Source organism: Tyzzerella sp. An114 (assembly GCF_002161055.1).
GTDB classification, from domain to species: domain Bacteria; phylum Bacillota; class Clostridia; order Lachnospirales; family Anaerotignaceae; genus Fimicola; species Fimicola cottocaccae.
In genome coordinates this window covers 14,056-33,482 of the sequence record NZ_NFLT01000014.1, presented here as the reverse complement: position 1 = coordinate 33,482, position 19,427 = coordinate 14,056, and the positions used below count along the sequence as shown (strand labels likewise).

The 19,427-nt window shown below is 31.6% G+C and carries 19 protein-coding genes; 15 read left to right on the top strand and 4 right to left on the bottom strand.

All coding sequences use genetic code 11. The features are described from left to right. Positions 1–31 precede the first annotated feature (31 nt). Positions 32–751 carry a GTP pyrophosphokinase gene (locus B5E58_RS10695; protein ID WP_088109653.1) on the bottom strand — a complete coding sequence of 240 codons (720 nt, stop codon included), beginning with the start codon at positions 749–751 and terminating at the stop codon, positions 32–34. Positions 752–978: 227 nt separating this feature from the next. On the opposite strand from B5E58_RS10695, the gene B5E58_RS10690 reads away from it, so the two are divergent. The 7 genes from B5E58_RS10690 (at position 979) to B5E58_RS10665 (ending at position 7,562) form a co-directional block, all read left to right on the top strand. Further along, positions 979–2,301, top strand: a complete 1,323-nt coding sequence (locus B5E58_RS10690) for an efflux RND transporter periplasmic adaptor subunit (RefSeq protein WP_158097733.1) — start codon at positions 979–981, stop codon at positions 2,299–2,301. Positions 2,302–2,318: 17 nt separating this feature from the next. Beyond that, entirely contained in the window at positions 2,319–3,029 is a 711-nt protein-coding gene (locus tag B5E58_RS10685; RefSeq protein ID WP_088109651.1) for an ABC transporter ATP-binding protein, read from the top strand. Further along, the gene (locus B5E58_RS10680; protein ID WP_088109650.1) at positions 3,029–4,255 is read left to right on the top strand and encodes an ABC transporter permease; all 1,227 of its coding nucleotides are present in this window, start codon (positions 3,029–3,031) and stop codon (positions 4,253–4,255) included. The genes B5E58_RS10685 and B5E58_RS10680 overlap by 1 nt, the downstream gene beginning before the upstream one ends. Positions 4,256–4,459: 204 nt before the next feature. Continuing rightward, complete coding sequence (locus B5E58_RS13715) at positions 4,460–5,281, top strand: transporter substrate-binding domain-containing protein (protein ID WP_206608580.1); 822 nt, start codon at positions 4,460–4,462, stop codon at positions 5,279–5,281. A gap of 6 nt (positions 5,282–5,287) precedes the next feature. Continuing rightward, on the top strand, positions 5,288–5,953 hold the full coding sequence (locus tag B5E58_RS13710; RefSeq protein ID WP_206608579.1) for an amino acid ABC transporter permease: 666 nt from the start codon (positions 5,288–5,290) through the stop codon (positions 5,951–5,953). Beyond that, entirely contained in the window at positions 5,934–6,662 is a 729-nt protein-coding gene (locus B5E58_RS10670; RefSeq protein ID WP_088109649.1) for an amino acid ABC transporter ATP-binding protein, read from the top strand. Before B5E58_RS13710 ends, B5E58_RS10670 begins: the two co-directional genes overlap by 20 nt. Before the next feature lie 189 nt (positions 6,663–6,851). Continuing rightward, positions 6,852–7,562, top strand: a complete 711-nt coding sequence (locus B5E58_RS10665) for a hypothetical protein (protein ID WP_088109648.1) — start codon at positions 6,852–6,854, stop codon at positions 7,560–7,562. A gap of 37 nt (positions 7,563–7,599) precedes the next feature. Here B5E58_RS10665 and B5E58_RS10660 read toward each other — a convergent pair whose 3' ends face one another. Beyond that, positions 7,600–8,211, bottom strand: a complete 612-nt coding sequence (locus tag B5E58_RS10660) for a hypothetical protein (RefSeq protein WP_088109647.1) — start codon at positions 8,209–8,211, stop codon at positions 7,600–7,602. Between the two features lie 373 nt (positions 8,212–8,584). Between B5E58_RS10660 and B5E58_RS10655 the strand changes: the two genes are divergently transcribed. The 5 genes from B5E58_RS10655 to nadC all read left to right on the top strand — a co-directional run bounded on the left by B5E58_RS10655 (position 8,585) and on the right by nadC (position 15,141). After that, the gene (locus B5E58_RS10655) at positions 8,585–9,841 is read left to right on the top strand and encodes a dicarboxylate/amino acid:cation symporter (protein WP_088109646.1); all 1,257 of its coding nucleotides are present in this window, start codon (positions 8,585–8,587) and stop codon (positions 9,839–9,841) included. Positions 9,842–9,944: 103 nt separating this feature from the next. Then, positions 9,945–11,864 carry an ABC-F family ATP-binding cassette domain-containing protein gene (locus tag B5E58_RS10650; RefSeq protein ID WP_088109645.1) on the top strand — a complete coding sequence of 640 codons (1,920 nt, stop codon included), beginning with the start codon at positions 9,945–9,947 and terminating at the stop codon, positions 11,862–11,864. Positions 11,865–12,081: 217 nt separating this feature from the next. Then, complete coding sequence (gene nadA / locus B5E58_RS10645) at positions 12,082–12,990, top strand: quinolinate synthase NadA (RefSeq protein ID WP_088109644.1); 909 nt, start codon at positions 12,082–12,084, stop codon at positions 12,988–12,990. A gap of 20 nt (positions 12,991–13,010) precedes the next feature. Continuing rightward, positions 13,011–14,315: an L-aspartate oxidase gene (locus B5E58_RS10640; RefSeq protein WP_088109643.1), complete on the top strand. Its 1,305-nt coding sequence runs from the start codon at positions 13,011–13,013 to the stop codon at positions 14,313–14,315. Continuing rightward, entirely contained in the window at positions 14,290–15,141 is an 852-nt protein-coding gene (gene nadC, locus B5E58_RS10635) for a carboxylating nicotinate-nucleotide diphosphorylase (RefSeq protein ID WP_334293192.1), read from the top strand. Before B5E58_RS10640 ends, nadC begins: the two co-directional genes overlap by 26 nt. 52 nt (positions 15,142–15,193) lie before the next feature. Here nadC and B5E58_RS10630 read toward each other — a convergent pair whose 3' ends face one another. After that, the gene (locus tag B5E58_RS10630) at positions 15,194–16,276 is read right to left on the bottom strand and encodes a TlpA family protein disulfide reductase (RefSeq protein ID WP_088109642.1); all 1,083 of its coding nucleotides are present in this window, start codon (positions 16,274–16,276) and stop codon (positions 15,194–15,196) included. 128 nt (positions 16,277–16,404) lie between these two features. On the opposite strand from B5E58_RS10630, the gene B5E58_RS10625 reads away from it, so the two are divergent. From B5E58_RS10625 to B5E58_RS10615, 3 genes are read left to right on the top strand one after another with little or no spacing between them, the layout of a single operon-like run. Next, on the top strand, positions 16,405–16,809 hold the full coding sequence (locus B5E58_RS10625; RefSeq protein ID WP_088109641.1) for a hypothetical protein: 405 nt from the start codon (positions 16,405–16,407) through the stop codon (positions 16,807–16,809). 29 nt (positions 16,810–16,838) lie between these two features. After that, complete coding sequence (locus B5E58_RS10620) at positions 16,839–17,228, top strand: M23 family metallopeptidase (protein ID WP_088109640.1); 390 nt, start codon at positions 16,839–16,841, stop codon at positions 17,226–17,228. 31 nt (positions 17,229–17,259) lie between these two features. Further along, complete coding sequence (locus B5E58_RS10615) at positions 17,260–18,051, top strand: site-2 protease family protein (protein ID WP_088109639.1); 792 nt, start codon at positions 17,260–17,262, stop codon at positions 18,049–18,051. A 34-nt stretch (positions 18,052–18,085) separates the two neighbouring features. On the opposite strand, the gene B5E58_RS10610 is transcribed toward B5E58_RS10615, so the two are convergent. After that, on the bottom strand, positions 18,086–19,303 hold the full coding sequence (locus B5E58_RS10610) for an HlyC/CorC family transporter (protein WP_088109663.1): 1,218 nt from the start codon (positions 19,301–19,303) through the stop codon (positions 18,086–18,088). Between the last annotated feature and the right edge of the window lie 124 nt (positions 19,304–19,427).

Below are 19,427 nucleotides of genomic sequence, written 5' to 3'. Positions count from 1 at the left end.
TAAAAAGATACCCTTAAAAGGGTATCTTTTTTTATATTTTTATTTCTTTTAATTCAATATCATCTTCAAGTTTTTCAACCATTTCATGTATGCTTTGCATTCTCATATCTGTTTGAGCTATTATGTCAGCACATTCTTTAAGGTCATTTTTAATATTTATTGAGCATTTTGTAACGTTTGATTTATAGTGTAATTTATGCTCAAGACTTGCCCAAAAATCCATTGCTATTGTTCTAATTTGTACTTCAACCTTTACAAGCTCTGTATGGTCAGAGAAAAATACAGGAACTTCAACAATAAGATGAAGACTTCTGTATCCATTAGGTTTTGGATTTTTTATGTAATCTTTTTTCTCTATCAAAGTTATGTCATTTTGACTTGTAAGCATATCAGCTATTGCATATATATCATCAACATATGAACAAACAACTCTTATTCCTGCCATATCGTGAAGATTTGTTCTTATTGACTCTATTGAAAGGTCAAAACCTTTTCTGTGAACTTTTTCAACGGCACTTTGTATTGATTTTACCCTTGTTTTCATATATTCTATTGGGTTTCTTTGGCGTTTAACTTGAAATTCTTCACTTAATACTTCAAGCTTTGTATAAACCTCTTTTATTGCACATTTATATATAAGATTAAGTTCTTGAAAATCTCTTATAAGTTTCTCAAAAGGAAGTTCTGGAAAGAGACTGTAATTGTTTGTTATATAATTCTTTGTTATTTCGTCGATAGGATTAGTGTTCATGATTACCTCCATAATTACTAAATAAATGGTAATGTTATATATAATATTATACGATTTTTAGACAAAAATTGCTTTATTATTATAAAATATTTTTGAAATAAATTATATATTGATGTCGTAATGTAAATATATTGAAATTTATTAGTAAGAAGTGCTTAAAAATTTTTTAAGATTTCTAGTTTATTATTATATTGATGTATGATTTGATTGTGGGAGGGAGTAAAATTATGAAATTTACAAAGAAAAAATTAATAATTGGAATAGGACTTCTTGTAATAGTAGGTATTGTAGGTTTTAAATTTTCTAATAGAACACAAAAACCTACGGGAGTTCCTGTGACAACTTTTCCTGTTGGGAAAGGGGATATAGAAAATAATATTGAACTTACAGCTCCTCTTGAAGGCACTGAAAGTGTTGATGTTGTTTCTAAATTACATTATAAAGTCACTGAAATAAATGTAAAAGAAGGTGACAGAGTAACAAAAGACCAAATTATAGCTAGACTTGATACTGAAAGTATAGAAAAGGATATAAGAGAGCTTCAGGATAATATTGAACTTTTAAAAATACAGAGAAATGAGGCTGAAAATAGCACAGATAATTCCTATGAATTGGCAAAAGCACAGCTTGATGACAGTATAGCTAATAAACAGAAAGATTATGAAAAAGCTGTTGATAATATGAATGAAGCTAAAAGAAAATTAGATAATATTCAAACTTTATATAATAGTGGTATTGAAACTGGTGAAAATCTTAAACAAGCTCAACTTGAATATGATAATTCAAAAAGAGATGTTGACGCTTATGGTGCTGTAAATGGTCAGATTGTTCCAACTGAGGCGGAACTTCAAAATCTTGAAAATATTCAGAATGGAACAAGTACAGCTTCTATGAATAAAAATATTGAGATTGCCGAAAGAAATTTGGAGAGAAAAAAAGAGGAGCTTTTGGAATGTAATATAAAAAGTGGAATTGATGGAACTGTTACAAGAGTTAACTCTAAAGTGGGACGTTTTGCTGATGATACAGAAGCTGAAAAGCCTATGTTTGTAATAGAAAATATTGATAAACTCCAAATGAAAGTAAATGTAAGTGAGTATGATATAGATAAGATTAAAGAAGGTCAAAGTGTAACTATAAGTGCTGATATACTTGGTGATGAAACTGTTGAAGGTGTCGTTTCAAGAATATCTCCAACAGGTGAACAGAAAACAGGAAGTACAGAGAGAGTTATACCTATATTAATTGATGTTATAGGAAAAAATGATAAACTTATTGCAGGAATAAATGCTAAGGCTAAAATACATATAAATTTAAGTAAAGATACATTGTATGTGCCTATTGAATGTGTTTATGATAATGGTGATAAAACATATTCTATTTATAGAGTAAATAGTGAAAATAAAATTGAAATAATACCTGTTGAACTTGGTATTGAAAATGATGTAAATATTGAAATTAAAGGCGAGGGAATAAATGTTGGTGATGAAATTATAATGAGTCCTGACCCTTCAACAATGACAGAGGGAACTGTCGTTATGTCAGCCTAGTGACAGGTGGTGATTTTATGGACAACAAAAAAGATATAAAAGATATAATTGTTTTACAGGATATACATAAAACCTATGATACAGGGGCTTTGGAAGTGAAAGCCTTAAGAGGTATAAATCTTACAATAAAACAAGGTGAATATGTTGCTATTATGGGACAATCCGGCTCAGGTAAATCTACAATGATGAATATTTTAGGTTGTCTTGACACTGCCACATCAGGTAAATATTATCTTGATGGTATTGATATAACTAAGGAGAAAAAAGAAAAACTTTCATATATAAGAAATAAAAAAATAGGCTTTGTATTTCAGTCTTTTAATCTTATTCCAAGAACATCAGCTATCAAAAATGTTGAATTGCCTATGATATATGCAAAAGTTGGAAGGAATGAAAGAAGAAAAAGAGCTGAGGAACTTCTTAAAAAAGTTGGACTTGGAGCTAGAATGAACCATATGCCTAATGAGGTTTCGGGAGGTCAAAGACAGAGAATTGCCATAGCTCGTGCATTGGCTAACAACCCACCTATAATTCTTGCTGATGAACCTACGGGAAATCTTGATACAGCTTCATCAATAGAGATTATGGAGCTTTTTACAGAGCTTAATAATGAAGGTGCAACAGTTATTGTTGTTACCCATGAAGACGATATTGCGGAATTTACAAAACGTATAGTCAGATTTAAAGATGGTCAAATTATAAGTGATACAAAGGTGGTGAAAGACTGATGCTTATACTTGAAAATCTTAAACTTGCTCTTTCTGCTATAAGAATTAATAAAATGAGGTCTTTCCTTACAATGCTTGGAATGATTATAGGCATAAGCTCTGTTATATCAATAGTATCAATAGGTGATACTATGAGAAGTGTTATGGCTGACCAGTATAAAGCTGTGGGCTCTGGTCTTGCTTATGTATATATACGTTCTGAAAATGGCTATTATAGCAATAATGAGTCTTTTACTCTTGATGATATAGAAAAAATAGAAAATACATTTAAAGATAATCTTGATTATCATGTAACAACAAGAAGTAGTTCAAAAGTTACTGTTGCAAATGGAAGAAATTCTAGTTCTGTAAGTGCTGTTGGAATACAAGACGGATATGAAAAAGTTACCCCTACTGTCAAACTTATAAAGGGAAGAATGATTGACGAAAGTGACCAAAATGGGGAAAAAATGAATATAGTCCTTGAGGAAACAACAGCAAATGAAATTTTTGGTAACAATGAACCTATTGGAAAACAAATCAAAGTAACATTCGATAACTATAATGGTAAAGAGACAAAAGAAATGAATGTTGTTGGAGTTTATAGAAGTGAACAGTCAGCCATTATGAAACTTCTTATGGGTACAGCTACAAAGGAGGCTTTTGTGGCTGAAAGTCTTTTGACATCTCCTGATGGTTCATATTTCTCACCTTATTTTTATAAAAATAAAGATACTAATTCGGCTGTTTTTAAAGAGAGAATTGTAAATTATATTGCCAGAATAAAAAATGTAAAACCTGAAAATGTTATTTATTATTCGGCAGAGGAGGAAAGCGGAACTATTGATAGTATTATGAGTGGTCTTTCTGCTGCTGTTGGTGCTATTGCGGCAATATCTCTTGTTGTTGGTGGTATTGGTATTATGAATATAATGCTTGTTTCTGTTACAGAGAGAACAAGGGAAATAGGTATAAGAAAAGCTCTTGGAGCTAGAACTAAAGATATTCTTATGCAGTTTCTTATAGAGTCGGCTATTATATCAGCTGTTGGAGGTATAATAGGAACTGTTTTGGCTGCAAGTATTGTCATGATAGGTGGTAGAATTGCGGGAATATCTGTTGTTATAAAACCTCAAGTTGTTATAGGAGCTGTCATATTCTCTGCTTTTGTTGGTATATTCTTTGGAATGTATCCTGCTGGAAAGGCTGCCAAAAAAGACCCTATTGAGGCTTTAAGATATGAATAATTTTAAAAAATAAATTTTTAAAGGGTGTGAATACACCCTTTATTTTTTGCCTAAATTAATACTTGTATATAATATTGTTTAACTTTATAATTAAGTAGTGTAATTTGTAAATGCAAATAAGTATAGAGATTATAGACAGTTTGTGTTTTTTTTATGATTATGATATACTAATTTGTAAATTTATCAAAAAGGAGATTGATAGTAATGAAATTTTTCAAATCAACAATGGCAGTAGTGCTTTCAATGGGTATGGTATTTTCACTTGCTGCCTGTGGTTCTGACAACTCAGCTAGTACAAATTCAAACAATTCAAACACAGAAAGCCAGACAGAAGGCGAAAAACCAGGAGAGGGCAAAAAATATGTTATCGCAACAGATACAACATTTGCTCCTTTCGAATTCCAGAATGAAAGTGGAGAGTTTGTAGGTATTGACATTGACCTTATCAATGCTATTGCAGAAGACCAAGGTTTTGAGATTGAACTCCAGTCTCTTGGATTTAATGCTGCTTTACAGGCTGTAACATCAGGACAGGCTGATGGTATGATTGCTGGTATGTCTATAACAGATGAAAGAAAACAGACTTTTGATTTCTCAGACCCTTATTTTGACTCAGGTGTTATTATGGCTATTGGTAAAGATAATAATGACATCAAATCTTATGAAGATTTAAAAGGTAAAAAAGTAGCTGTTAAGATTGGTACAGAGGGTGAAAGATTTGCTAACTCTATTGCTAGTCAGTATGGTTTTACTATGGACGTTTATGATGATTCAAACTCAATGTATCAGGCAGTTCTTTCAGGAAGTGCAGTTGCTTGTTTTGAAGACTATCCAGTTGTAGGTTATGCTATTACACAGGGTATAGGCCTTAAATTTGTTACTGAAAAAGAACAGGGTTCATCTTATGGATTTGGTGTTAAAAAAGGCGAGAAAGCTGAACTTGTAGAGATGTTCAACGATGGTCTTGCAAATCTCAAAGAAAGTGGTAAGTATCAGGAAATCTTAGATACTTATATTCAGGAGTAATGCAATATGAGTCTTTATCAACTTTTTTTACAGAGTTTTCCAAGTCTTCTTAAAGGTCTTGGAGTTACAATAGAGCTTACTGTTGTATCTCTTATTATTGCTATTGTTCTTGGTATGGTTACTTGTCTTTTTAAGATTTCAAGATTTAAAATATTAAAAGCCATAGCAACAATATATGTTGATATAATAAGAGGAACACCTCTTATTATTCAGGCATATTTCCTTTTCTTTGGTATTACAGCAGTATTTAAATTCACTATGGGTAATTTTACAGCTGGTATTATAGTTCTTTCACTTAATGCTGGAGCTTATCTTTCTGAAATATTTAGAAGTGGTATAAATGCAGTAAACAAAGGACAGATGGAGGCTGCAAGAAGCCTTGGACTTCCTTATTCAAAGGCTATGACAAAAGTTATTATTCCACAGGCAATAAGAATTGTTATTCCTTCTGTTGCTAACCAGTTTATTATTACACTTAAAGATACATCTATAATTTCTGTTATAGGTGCACCAGAGCTTATGAAAGCATCAACTCTTATAGTTTCAAGAAACTTTAAGGCTTTCGAAATATATGGATTTACAGCTGTAATGTATTTTGTTGTTATATTCTCATTGACAAAAATTCTTGGTATTCTTGAAAGGAGGCTTTCTAATGGCAAAGGTAGTCGTTAAAAATCTTCATAAAAATTATGGAAAACTTGAAGTCCTTAAAGGTATTGACCTTGAGGTTCAGGACGGCGAAGTTGTTTGTCTTATTGGGCCTTCTGGTTCAGGTAAAAGTACATTTTTAAGATGTCTTAATAAACTTGAAGAAGCCACAGAAGGTACAATTATTGTTGATGGTTTTGACATTATGGATAAAAATGCTGATATAAATAAAATAAGAGAAAATATCGGTATGGTTTTCCAACAGTTTAATCTTTTCCCACATTTAACAGTTGGAAAAAATATTAAACTTGCACCTGTTGACAGAAAGAGACTTACAGAGGAGGAAGCTGAAAAAACAGCAAGAAAACTCCTTGAGACAGTAGGTCTTTCTGAAAAATATGATGAATATCCTGCTAATCTTTCAGGTGGTCAGCAGCAGAGGGTTGCTATTGCAAGAGCTCTTGCAATGAGACCAGATATAATGCTTTTTGATGAGCCTACAAGTGCTCTTGACCCTGAAATGGTTGGAGAGGTTTTAAATGTTATGAAAAAACTTGCTGAACAGGGTATGACTATGGTTGTTGTTACTCACGAAATGGGATTTGCCCGTGAAGTTGCTGACAGAGTTATATTCATGGACGGAGGTTATATTGTTGAACAGGGAACTCCTGAAGAAGTTTTCGGTAATCCACAAAATAAGAGAACTCAGGATTTCCTCAATATGGTTCTTTAAAAAATTGCGTGTTCCAAAAGGAACACGCTTTTTTATTTTTAATTAAAATGTATCAGTCAATAAATTTGAGTAATAATATAATAAAATAATATAATAGTTGTTTGTGCAATTTGTCTTTGTGTTTTTCTTTTTATGGTGTTATCATATAAAAAGAGGTTTAAATAAAAATGAAAAATGGAGGAATGAACTATGATAGATGTAAGTCTTGAAAGATTAGCTGAGCTTAAAAGTAAAGGTTTCCTTTTTATGAAGGATAAAGAGCATTTTGTAGTTAGAATTATTTTACCAGCTGGTATGGCTACTGCTGAAGAACTTAAAAAAATTGCTTATGTTGCAGAAAAATATGCAGAGGGAAAAGTTGTTGTTACAGTAAGACTTAATGCTGAAATTCCTGGAATTAAATATGAAAATGTTGAACCTATGATGAAAGAAATGGACGAGCTTGGTCTTGTTTATGGTGGTACAAGTGTTGGTGTAAGACCTCTTGTATGTTGTAAAGGTACTGTATGTAAATTTGGTCTTGTTGATACACAGAAACTTTGTAAAGAGCTCCACGATGAGTTTTTTGAAGCTCCTCTCCCACATAAATTTAAAATTAATATTACAGGATGTCCAAATAACTGTGCGAAAGTTCAGCTTAATGACCTTGCATTTATGGGTGCTCCTAAAAATAACCTTCGTGTTTTCATAGGTGGACGTTTTGGAAGACAGTCAATTATAGGTGAGGAAATTTGTAGAATTCCTTATGAAAGTGCAAAAGATGTTACTAATGTCTGTCTTGAGTTCTTTAAAGCTCATGGAAAAGTTAAACAGCGTTTTGGTGACCTTTTAACAGAGATGAAAGATACTAAAGAGTATGCTGATTTTATTGAAAAACTTAAAAGTTTTTCAGTTCAATAATTAAAATAAAAACCGCTGTATTTACAGCGGTTTTTTATTAATCAATCCAATCTGCTATATATGGTAAATCTTTTATCCAATCACAGAATTTATGCCATTCATCAAGTTTATGATTTTTTCTTGCATAGTATATATTTAAAATATTTTCATAGTTTAAAGTGCAAGTTCTCATCTGATTGTAGCTTGAAGGTAAAAACTGTATTATTGAATACCATATTGTTTTATCTTTTGTCTCTAAAAATTCAAGACGAAGTTTTTCTAAGTGAGCTATTACATTTTCCATTTGTTTAACTGTATCATCATTCATTCTGTCACAGCTAAAATCATCTATACTAAAAGGCTTTGATGTTATTTTATGCATTGTGCTTGTGGAGTTTGCAACTGTTCCTACTTTGTATGTATCGTATTCTTTCCACCAGTAAAGAGGAGCTGTTATATCAACGGAAACAAAAATCTGACGTATAAATTTTCTGTGGTCATTTCCTGCTTTTACAAGTCTTTTTGCTAAGTCTCTATCATTTTCGCCCATTATAAAATTACCATTTTCGTCATAAAAGCTGTCCATTCTGTTCCAGCTGTTCATAGGGTTTCTTGCTCCTCTTATGGCGTTTTCAAAATTCATAACGTCTGTACGTTCAAGTTTTATCATTCTCTTTCCTCCTAACGGTCACTATAATTTTTATATTTAATTATAATTGAATTTTTAAATTTATCAATATGAAATTTTATATTGATAAATGACAAAAATAAATATATAATTATAATGGGTTTTTTTAGAGTATATTTTTATATAAATATTATTTATATAATTACCATAATAATATAAAAATACTTGATAGCGATATAAAATAATGCTATTTCAAAGTAAATTTGTTACTGTGAAATAATGCTTTATATACATAGTTTTATGGTGTGGTTAAAATTTCATTGAACTGCTGTAAATATTTACAGCTTTAAAATAAGTTTGGTGAGTGTTAATATTAACTGTGTTTGTGAGGAAATATTAAAAACGGAGGATAAATATGGAAAAGAAAAAAATGAGTCTTGCGACTTATATATTTATAGGTCTTGCTCTTGGTATCCTTATAGGCTTTTTACTTAAAAAGATGCCTGAAGGAACATTTAGAGATACTGTTCTTGTAGGAGGAATAATTAAGTTTTTAGGTAATGGATTTATAAATCTTATTAAAATGATGGTTGTACCTCTTGTATTCTGTTCATTAAGTTATGCAGTTTGTGAGATGTCTGACGTTAAGAAATTGGGAAGAATTTCAGCAAAAACAATATCTTTCTATATTGTTACAACAGCTGTTGCCGTTATAATAGCTGTTATATTAGGTCTTACACTTCGTCCGGGAGCTGGACTTGATATGTCACAGCTTTTACAGGGTGAATATACTATACCTGAGTCAAAACCTGTTGTTGATACTTTCCTTGATATGTTACCTACAAACCCTATACAGGCTATGTCTGAAGGAAATCTTTTACAGATTATAGTTTTTGCTCTTTTCTTTGGTGTTGGTATAGGTCTTATAGGTGAGAGAGGAAAAATACTTGTTGATATTCTTGGAGCGTTAAATGATTGTGTATTAAAAGTTGTTACAATAGTTATGTATATTGCTCCTATTGGTGTATGTGCTCTTATTGCAAATACTGTTTATAGTGTTGGTGTAGAGTCTCTTGTAAGTGTTGCAAAAATGATTGGTGTTGTTGCAATAGGTATGCTTATACACAGTTTTATAATATACAGTGGACTTTTAAAAACTCTTACAGGTCTTCCTGTTAAAAATTTCTTAAAACAGTATGCTACTGTTGCAACTGTTACATTTACAACATCATCAAGTAATGCTGCTCTTCCTGTAAGTATGGAAACTATGGAGAAACTTGGTGTTGATAAATCAATATATTCTTTTACACTTCCTTTAGGTGCTACAATTAATATGGACGGTACTGCTATTATGCAGGGTGTTGCAGCTGTATTTATAGCTCAGGTTTATGGTATTGATATGTCAATACATATGATACTTTCAGTAATACTTACTGCTGTTTTAGCATCAATAGGTACTGCTGGAGCTCCTGGTGTAGGTATGATTACACTTGCTATGGTTCTTGAGTCTGCCGGTCTTCCTCTTGATGGTATTGCTCTTATAATCGGTTTCGACAGAATTCTTGATATGATGAGAACTACTGTAAACGTTATGGGTGACTGTGTATGTTCTGTTGTTGTTGCAAATAGTGAAAAAGAAATTGACAGAGAAAAATATATAGCTTGTAAATAAATAATAAATATTTTAAGGCGTCCTTTGGACGCCTTTTGTATTTGACAAAAGTATCTTTTAAAATATATATTTATATAAGATTATTATAGAAGAGGTGTGAATGATGAATAATCTTTTAACTGTTGAAAAACTTTCAAAGACTTTTACTGATAAAATTCTTTTTGATGAAATTTCATTCGGTATAAATGAAGGTGATAAAATAGGTGTTATAGGTGTCAATGGTACAGGAAAATCAACACTTTTAAAAATAATTGCAGGTGTTGAAAATGCTGACAGTGGTACAATAACAACTATGAATGGTCTAAGAATAGGTTATCTTCCTCAAATGCCTGAATTTGATGAGGGGATGACTGTTATAAATCAGGTTTTTAAAAATGATAATCCTAAAATGCAGACTGTAAAGGAATATGAGGAGGCTCTCTTTCAGGTTGAAAATAATTATTCAAAGGAAGCTGAGAAAAAACTTATAGAACTTACTGAAAAAATGGATAAAGAGGATGCTTGGGGACTTGAAAGTGAGGCTAAAACTATACTTACAAAATTAGGTATAACTGACTTTCATAAAGAAGTACAGCTTTTAAGTGGTGGACAGAGAAAACGTGTTGCTATGGCAGGGGCTTTGATTTCTCCTGTTGATATTCTTATTATGGACGAGCCTACAAACCATATTGATAATGAAACTGTTGACTGGCTTGAAAATTATTTGGGTAAATGTACAAAATCCCTTCTTATGGTAACTCATGACAGATATTTCCTTGATAGAGTTGTTAATAAAACAATAGAACTTGACAAAGGTAAATTATATACCTATCAGGGAAATTACAGTCAATTTTTAGAGCTTAAAGCTGAAAGAGAAGAACTTGAACTGGCAGGGGAGAGAAAAAGACAAAATCTTTTGCGTAGAGAGCTTGCTTGGATTAGACGAGGGGCACAGGCTAGAAGTACAAAACAGAAAGCTCGTATTGAGCGTTTTGAGGAGGTTTCTGCTATAAAAGCTCCTGAACTCCGTGGAAGTGTTGAGATAAGCGTTGGAGCTTCAAGACTTGGAAGAAAAACAATAGAGATAAACAATGTTTCTATGAGTTATGAGGGCAAAAAGTATATTGATGATTTTAGCTATATTATACTTAGAGATGACAGAGTTGGAATTATAGGTCATAATGGTTGTGGTAAATCTACTCTTATGAATATAATAACAGGTAGACTTGCACCTGATAGTGGAACAGTTGAGATTGGTGATACTGTAAAAATAGGTGTTTTCGCCCAAGATAATGGTGAAATGGACGAAAATATGCGTGTTATAGATTATATTAAAGAGGTTGCAGAGTATGTTCCAACTGCTGACGGAAGAATAACAGCTTCTCAAATGCTTGAAAAATTTCTCTTTAAGGGGGATATACAGTGGTCTCCTATATCAAAACTTTCCGGTGGAGAAAAGAGAAGACTTTATCTTTTGAGAGTTCTTATGGCTGCTCCTAATATGCTTTTCCTTGATGAGCCTACAAATGATTTGGATATTGAAACTTTGACAATACTTGAAGAATATTTGGAGGATTTTCCGGGAGCTGTTGTTACTGTTTCCCATGATAGATATTTCCTTGATAAAATGGTAAATAGAATATTCTCTTTTGAGGGAAATGGCAAAATAAAACAGTATGAAGGGGGATATACAGATTATAAAATTCAGCATGATAAAGAAGAAGTTATTGAAAATGTTGAAAAACCTGTGAAGGCTGAAAAAGTAGAGAGAAAACAGGAAGAAGAAAAGCCAAAAAAACTTATGAAAATGACATATAAAGACCAGCGTGAGTTTGACACTATAAATGACAGAATTGAAGGAATAGAACTTAAAATAGCTGAGATTGATGAAGAAATTTCAAAGTGTGGCAGTGACTATGTCAAACTTCAAGAGCTTACAGAGGAAAAAGAAAAGTTTGAAGCTGAACTTGATGAGGCTATGGATAGATGGGTTTATCTCAATGAGCTTAACGAGGAGATAGAGAGAAACAAAAAAGGTTTGTAAAAAAATATTACAGTTTTTATAAAAAAGGGTACATAATGTACCCTTTTATTTTTGTTACAGATGTATATACACTTATATATATAAGTGTATTGACAAAATCCTTTTAAAGTGGCATATTATATACAGTGTATTTTTATTTCAATCGAAGTTCCTTTTTTGGAATTTCGCTTTTTTATTATGTGAATATTTGTGTTTAATATTTTTGGGAGGATAAACTTTGGATAATATTATAAATGAAATTAAAAAACTTAAAAAAGAAAAAAATGCTGTTATTCTTGCCCACTATTATGTTTGTGATGAAGTTCAAGAGATAGCAGACTTTGTTGGTGACTCTTATTATTTAAGCAAAAAAGCCACAGAAGTTTCTGAAAGTATGATTGTTTTTGCTGGTGTAAAGTTTATGGGTGAAAGTGCAAAAATACTTAATCCTGAAAAAACTGTTGTTATGGTCGATGGTAAGGCTGATTGTCCTATGGCTCATATGGTGACACCTGAAAAAATAGAGGAAGTTCGCAGTAAATATGATGATTTAGCTGTATGCTGTTATATAAACTCAACAGCAGAGATAAAAGCTCATTCTGATGTTTGCGTTACAAGTTCTAATGCCTTAAAAATAGTTAAATCATTACCAAACAAGAATATTTTCTTTATTCCTGATGGCAATCTTGGAAGATATATTGCAGAAAAAGTTACTGATAAGAATTTTATATTTAATGATGGATATTGTCCTGTCCATGTGAAAATAACAAGACAGGATATTATAAACAAAAAGAAAGAATACCCTAATGCAAAAGTTTTGATACACCCTGAGTGCACTCCTGATGCTGTGGAGTTGGCTGATTATGCAGGTTCTACTGCTGGTATTATAGATTATGCTACAAAAAGTCATTGTGATGAATTTATAATAGCCACTGAAAAAGGTGTTCTTTATGAGCTTAGAAATAAAAATCCTGAAAAGAAATTTTATACTGTAAATGACAGTCAAATTTGTCCTGATATGAAATATGTGACTCTTGAAAAAATTAAAAATGTTATTGAAAATACTGAAAATGTTGTGGAGCTTTCAGAAAAAATGTCTGAGGGTGCTAAAAAAGCCCTTGATGAAATGCTCCGTCTTGCTGAGTAAAAAGGAAGTGTAATTTATTTATGGAAAAAGCTGATGTTATAATTGCAGGTACAGGGGTTGCAGGTCTTTTTTGTGCCCTTAATATACCTGAAAATAAAAATGTTTTTATGATAACAAAAGATGCTGTTGAAAATAATGACTCTTTTCTTGCACAGGGAGGAATTTCAACTCTTAAAAATAAAGATGACTATGACAGCTATTTTGAAGATACTATGAGAGCCGGTCACTATGAAAATGATAAAACTGCTGTTGATGTTATGATAAAATCGTCTCCCGATATTATAAAAGACCTTATACAGTATAATGTTGATTTTGATATGGAGGGAAAAAACTTTTCTTATACTCGTGAGGGTGCTCACTCTAATTTTAGAATACTTCATCACAAAGATATTACAGGTAAAGAAATTACAAGTAAACTTCTTGAGGCTGTAAAAAAGAGAAAAAATATACATATAAGCGAATACTCTAAAATGGTTGATATTATTGAAGAAAATGGAGTTTGTACAGGTATTGTTTATAAAAAAGACGGAATTGTTCATACTGTTAAATCTAAAGTCACTGTACTTGCCACAGGTGGTATTGGTGGCATTTTTGAAAGCTCCACAAATTTTCCTCATCTTACTGCTGACGGTGTTGCTATTGCCCTTAAACACAATATTGATATTAAAGATATAAATTATATTCAAATTCACCCTACAACTCTTTACAGTAAAGAAAAAGGAAGAAGATTTCTTATATCTGAGTCTGTGAGAGGTGAGGGAGCATATCTTTTAAATAAAAAAGGTGAAAGATTTGTAAATGAACTTCTTCCACGTGATGTTGTAAGTAGTGCAATACTTAATCAAATGGAAAAAGATAATAGTGACCATGTTTATATATCTGTAACTCATCTTGACCCTGATTTTGTTAAATCAAAATTCCCTAATATTTATGAGAGATGTCTTGAAGAAGGCTATGACATGACAAAAGAGCCTGTTCCTGTAACTCCTGCTCAGCATTATTTTATGGGCGGGATAAAGGTTAATACAGACAGTAAAACATCTATGGAAAATCTTTATGCAGCCGGTGAAGTTAGCTGTAACGGTGTTCATGGTGCTAATAGACTTGCTAGTAATTCACTTCTTGAAAGCCTTGTTTTTGCTAAAAGAGCTGTAAAAGATTTTGAAAAGTATATTGATGATATTGAAATTTCAGATTTTCAGCCTGATACACAGTGCTATAATGATGATAGTAAAACTGATGAGGAATACAGAAAATCTATACTTAATGAAATAAAAAGAAGGGACGTTGAGTTTTATGATAAATGGTGTAAACATGCAGGTTAATATAGATAAATATATTATAAATGCTCTTAGAGAAGATATAACAAGCGAGGACGTTACAACAAATGCTGTTATGCCTGAAAGTAAAAGAGGTGTGGCTGAGCTTATATGTAAACAAGATGGAGTTGTTTGTGGTCTTGATGTTTTTAAAAGAACTTTTGAGCTTATTGATGATACAGCAGAGTTTAGAACAGAGTTAAAAGACGGTGACGAAGTTAAAAAAGGTCAGCTCATGGGAATTATTGAGGGCGATATAAAAGCTATACTTTCAGGAGAAAGAACTGCTTTAAATTATCTTCAAAGAATGTGTGGTATAGCTACATTTACAAGGGAGCTTTCAAAGGAACTTGAAGGAAGTAAAACAAAACTTCTTGATACAAGAAAGACAACTCCTAATATGAGACCTTTTGAAAAATATGCTGTTAAAGTTGGTGGAGGATATAACCATAGATATAATTTGTCTGACGGTGTTTTGATAAAAGATAATCATATTGGAGCTGCGGGAAGTGTTAAAAAAGCTGTTGAAATGGCAAGAGAATATGCTCCTTTTGTTAGAAAAATAGAAGTTGAAGTTGAAAATATTGATATGCTTATGGAGGCTTTAGAGGTTAAAGCTGATATTGTTATGCTTGATAATATGGATAATGATACTATGAAAAAAGCTGTTGATATTGTGGCTGGTCGTGCTGAAACAGAATGTTCTGGAAATGTGACAAAAGAAAGACTTAAAGAGATTTCAAAAATTGGTGTTGATTATGTTTCTTGTGGTGCTTTAACTCATTCTGCACCTATAATGGATATATCCCTTAAAAATTTGAGAGTATTATAAAATAAAAAAGAACGGTTATAAAAACCGTTCTTTTTTATTTTAGATATTTTAATTATTGTGCTGGTGTTTCTGTTGGTGTTTCACTAGGAGTTTCTGTATTTGCTGTATCCTGTGATTTCATTGTCTCAAGCTGTGCATTTAAAAGAGTTAAATACTCATCAAGAGTTTTTACTCCCTGTATAGGTTCTCCAACAACAACAGCATCATTATTTACAAATACTGTTGTAGGTATTCCCTCAATGTTATTTACAATCCATGATGCAAGTCTCTTGTCTGGTATTACAGAAGTATATTCAGCACCGTTTTCAGCTTTTATTTTGAGAGCAAGCTCCTCAGCTTCATCAGAAGGTGTGTCTATTACAACCTGCATAAAGTTTACACCATCCATTGTTTTTATCTGTTTGTCAAGCTCAGCAAGTACAGCTGTTTCATTTATATCAGGGTATGTGTATGTTCCCCAGAAATTAACCATTGTAAGGTCATATTCATCAAATATTGTGCTTCCTATATCATCTCCTTCAAGAGTTTTTGAAACAAATGTTATCATATTTTGACGGTCAATAGCTGTCTGTGTAGTCTGTTCAGCGTTAAATTCACTGAATTTTATTGTTTCAATGAGTTTTGGTACTGCGGCAAGTCTGTTTTCATATTCTTTTACATTTTCTTCAGAGTCTGAACCTTTTCCAAGACCGCCTTTATAATCATACATTACATAGTATGTGTATCCACAATTTTCTCCCACAGCTGTTATAGTGTTGTAATCAGATTTAAGACTTTCAAAGTCTGAACCTTCTTCACCTGTTTTTACAAGTACAATTCTTGTTATTGGAACTGTAAAGTATTCTGTATTACCTGTAAATTCTGGGTCTGATATTATTTCAAGATTTTCATCTGTGCCATATACAAATTTTATTTCTCCGAATATATCACTGTCAGTCATAACAGAAGTATATTTCATTGTGTTTGTTGACCATTCTTCTGGTATTGTGTATGTTATACCCATTTCATCAACTGTTGTTGTTCTTTCTTCCTCTGAAAGTGTTACATTATTTGTATTTTTATTATCACTGGAACAGCCTGTGAAAACTGAAAATGATAATGTTAACGCAAGCAGAAAAGATACTATTTTTTTCATTTATATTCCTCCTGATTTTGGTTATTTAAAAAACATTATATAATATATATTCTTTGTTGTAAACTCGGTTATTATTTTAAATATTCATTAATATATTTGTATTAAAGAAAAGGGAGGTTATATATTTTATGGATAGGGATAAGATATTAAAAAGGTACAGTTCTGATGATTTTTCAAGACGAAGAAGGCTAAACAAAAAAAGTGAAGATGTTCCCGAAGGTAATATATTTGTATTTCAAGGATACATATCTGCTGTTATAGTTTTTGCTGTAATTATTATGACAATAGCAGGAGGAGAAGGCAGTAGAAAAATATTGGACAAAGTTTCGGAAGTTTTAAGAGAACAAATACCTTTTCAACAGGTTGTTGAAAAAGGGCAAGAGACTGTTGAGACAATTAAAGTTTTTGGTGGAAAAAATTATTTTAAAGATGATAAAAATGGTGAGGAGGGGTTTATACCAGATACCAGCACAGAGGGACAGAGGACTTATATGGAGAACAACAGGGAGGACTCTGGAAAAATGGTGAATTAAATTTTTGTTCCCCTGTTTCTTGTGGTGTTATAACTTCAGATTTTGGAGAGAGAAGTGACCCTTTTTCTAATGATACTGATTTTCATAATGGTATTGATATAGGTGTTGATGAAAATAGTGATGTTTTTGCTGTTGATGATGGATACGTTACTTTTGTAGGTGAAGATAAAGCTAATGGAGTTTTTATAAAATATGAGACTGTTTCGGGATATACAGTTATATATGCACATTTGAATAAATATATTGTTGAAGAAGGGGATTTTATAGCTAAAAATCAGAAAATAGCTCTTTCAGGAAATACAGGATATTCAACAGGGCCTCATGTTCATGTGGGAGTTAAAGATAAAAGCGATAATTATATAGACCCTGAAATATTGTTTGAAAATATAATTGAAAAAGGATTGCTTACAAAAAATTGACAAAAATAAAATGACAAAAGGAGTTTGGATTTTGATTTCTCTAGGTAAATTAAAATTACATCTAGGTGTTATTATACTTTTTATATTTGCTGTTTCAATGGGGTATTTTATTGAGATTATGGCTGTTTTTGCTGCTGTGACTCTCCATGAGACTGCCCATGTTGCAGCAGCTTATATTTGTGGTGGAGAGATTGAAGAATTTTATATAACACCCATAGGTGAAATTGCTAAAATAAAAAATTTTTGGAGTTTTTCTCAGTATGAAAGAATTTTTATACTTTTATGTGGACCTTTAACTAATATAATTATAGGAATTATTGTTCATATGTTTCAAGGTGATATGATGTTGTTCTTTTCTCACATAAACATTGTATTTGCAGTTTTTAATATTATACCGGTAATACCTCTTGACGGTGGAAATATTGTTTATAGTATTATGGGAAGAAATTTAGGTGTTGTGAGAACTGCAAAGTTTATGACAAATGTTGAAGGTATTTTTGGATTAATACTTATGATTGTAGGGGTTATTCAAGTTATATTGTATCCCTTTAATATAAGTCTTATGGTTATAGGAGGATATTTCTTTTTTTCAAGAAGGAGAGAGTATCTTGAAAGAATTTCAGATTTTTATATAACTGTTATTGATAAAGACAGAGATTATAATTTGAGACCTATGAATATTAAAAGAATATTTTATAGGGGTGATTATAGAAGTATAGTAAGATATTTTAATTATGACGATTATTTCTTTGTTGTATATAAAAATAAAAGAGGTCATATTGTAGAAAAAAGCATGGAAGATATTGTGAAAATACTTACTTAAAAAAGGTATTCCCTTATGGGAATACCTTTTTTTATTATGTGAATATTCTAAGTTCATCTATTCTGTTTTTATCGGATTTTTCAACTTTTATCTTAATTCCGTCAGTCTCTATTTCTTCACCTTCATCAGGGAAACGTCCCATAACTCCTATGACATATCCGCCTATTGTGTCAAAATCCTCTGACTCGAATTTTGTTCCTATCATTTCGTTTACGTCTTCAAGTCTTGTACTTCCGTCAACGATATATTCATCTTCTTTTATTACTGTTATTTCTTCATCTTCTTCATCATATTCATCAGCAATTTCGCCAACGATTTCTTCAACCATGTCTTCTATTGTTACAAGACCAGATGTTCCACCATATTCATCAAGTATTATGGCAACAGGAATTCTGTTTGTACGCATTTCTGAAAAAAGTTCTGATATGATTTTTGACTCGTATGTAAAATACGGTTCACGCATATAATTTTCAACTTTGAAATCTTTTTCATCAATAAATACAATGTCTTTAAGATGAAGTATACCTGTTATGTTGTCAATACTTTCATGATAAACAGGAAGTCTTGAAAAACGTTCCTCTTTAAAAAGAGTAACTATTTCCTCATATGTTGCTGTATCTTCAATGGCAATCATGTCTGTTCTAGGTGTCATAACATCTTTTGCTTTTGAGTTGTCAAAGTCGAATACATTGTTTATCATTCTTCTCTCGTCAATCTCAATTACACCTTCTTCATGGCTAACATTTACCATTGTTTTAAGTTCAGCCTCTGTTATTGTTGCGGAAATACCATTTTTATTTACACCAAGTATTTTCATTATAACACCTGTTATTATATTTAATATCCATATTACAGGAGTAAGTACAAATATAATAGCGTTTATAATTTTTGCCACAGCAAGGGAAACCTTCTCTGAGTTTTCAGCCGCAAATGTTTTTGGTGTTATCTCACCAAATATAAGTACAGCTATTGTTGTTATGGCTGTTGCTATGGCTACACCGTTTTTTGGTGCATAAGCAAGAGTCAATGAAGTCAAAAGAGATGTTGCTGCTATGTTTACAAGGTTGTTTCCTACAAGTATGGCACTTAGCAGTTTATTGGGGTTATTTACAAGTTTTTCGATTAATGCTGCATTTTTAATTTTATCTTCAACCATGTTTTTAAGTCTTATCTTACTAAGAGAAGTAAGAGCAGTTTCAGATGCCGAGAAAAATGCTGACATCATAAGTAAAATCACCAAAACAATAAACATCCACGAACTACCAGGTTCCACTAAAAATCACTCTCCTAAAAAATATAAAAATAATAAGATACAAAACAGTCTTTAAAAGACTGTATTAAAGACTATAATAACAGAATTTTAAAAAAAATCAACT

Excerpts from the sequence above, each read along its gene's own strand:
- B5E58_RS10695 (WP_088109653.1), bottom strand. The coding sequence starts at position 751 with ATGAACACTAATCCTATCGACGAAATAACAAAGAATTATATAACAAAC.
- B5E58_RS10690 (WP_158097733.1), top strand. The coding sequence starts at position 979 with ATGAAATTTACAAAGAAAAAATTAATAATTGGAATAGGACTTCTTGTA.
- B5E58_RS10685 (WP_088109651.1), top strand. The coding sequence starts at position 2,319 with ATGGACAACAAAAAAGATATAAAAGATATAATTGTTTTACAGGATATA.
- B5E58_RS10680 (WP_088109650.1), top strand. The coding sequence starts at position 3,029 with ATGCTTATACTTGAAAATCTTAAACTTGCTCTTTCTGCTATAAGAATT.
- B5E58_RS13715 (WP_206608580.1), top strand. The coding sequence starts at position 4,460 with ATGAAATTTTTCAAATCAACAATGGCAGTAGTGCTTTCAATGGGTATG.
- B5E58_RS13710 (WP_206608579.1), top strand. The coding sequence starts at position 5,288 with ATGAGTCTTTATCAACTTTTTTTACAGAGTTTTCCAAGTCTTCTTAAA.
- B5E58_RS10670 (WP_088109649.1), top strand. The coding sequence starts at position 5,934 with ATGGCAAAGGTAGTCGTTAAAAATCTTCATAAAAATTATGGAAAACTT.
- B5E58_RS10665 (WP_088109648.1), top strand. The coding sequence starts at position 6,852 with ATGATAGATGTAAGTCTTGAAAGATTAGCTGAGCTTAAAAGTAAAGGT.
- B5E58_RS10660 (WP_088109647.1), bottom strand. The coding sequence starts at position 8,211 with ATGATAAAACTTGAACGTACAGACGTTATGAATTTTGAAAACGCCATA.
- B5E58_RS10655 (WP_088109646.1), top strand. The coding sequence starts at position 8,585 with ATGGAAAAGAAAAAAATGAGTCTTGCGACTTATATATTTATAGGTCTT.
- B5E58_RS10650 (WP_088109645.1), top strand. The coding sequence starts at position 9,945 with ATGAATAATCTTTTAACTGTTGAAAAACTTTCAAAGACTTTTACTGAT.
- B5E58_RS10640 (WP_088109643.1), top strand. The coding sequence starts at position 13,011 with ATGGAAAAAGCTGATGTTATAATTGCAGGTACAGGGGTTGCAGGTCTT.
- B5E58_RS10630 (WP_088109642.1), bottom strand. The coding sequence starts at position 16,276 with ATGAAAAAAATAGTATCTTTTCTGCTTGCGTTAACATTATCATTTTCA.
- B5E58_RS10625 (WP_088109641.1), top strand. The coding sequence starts at position 16,405 with ATGGATAGGGATAAGATATTAAAAAGGTACAGTTCTGATGATTTTTCA.
- B5E58_RS10610 (WP_088109663.1), bottom strand. The coding sequence starts at position 19,303 with ATGTTTATTGTTTTGGTGATTTTACTTATGATGTCAGCATTTTTCTCG.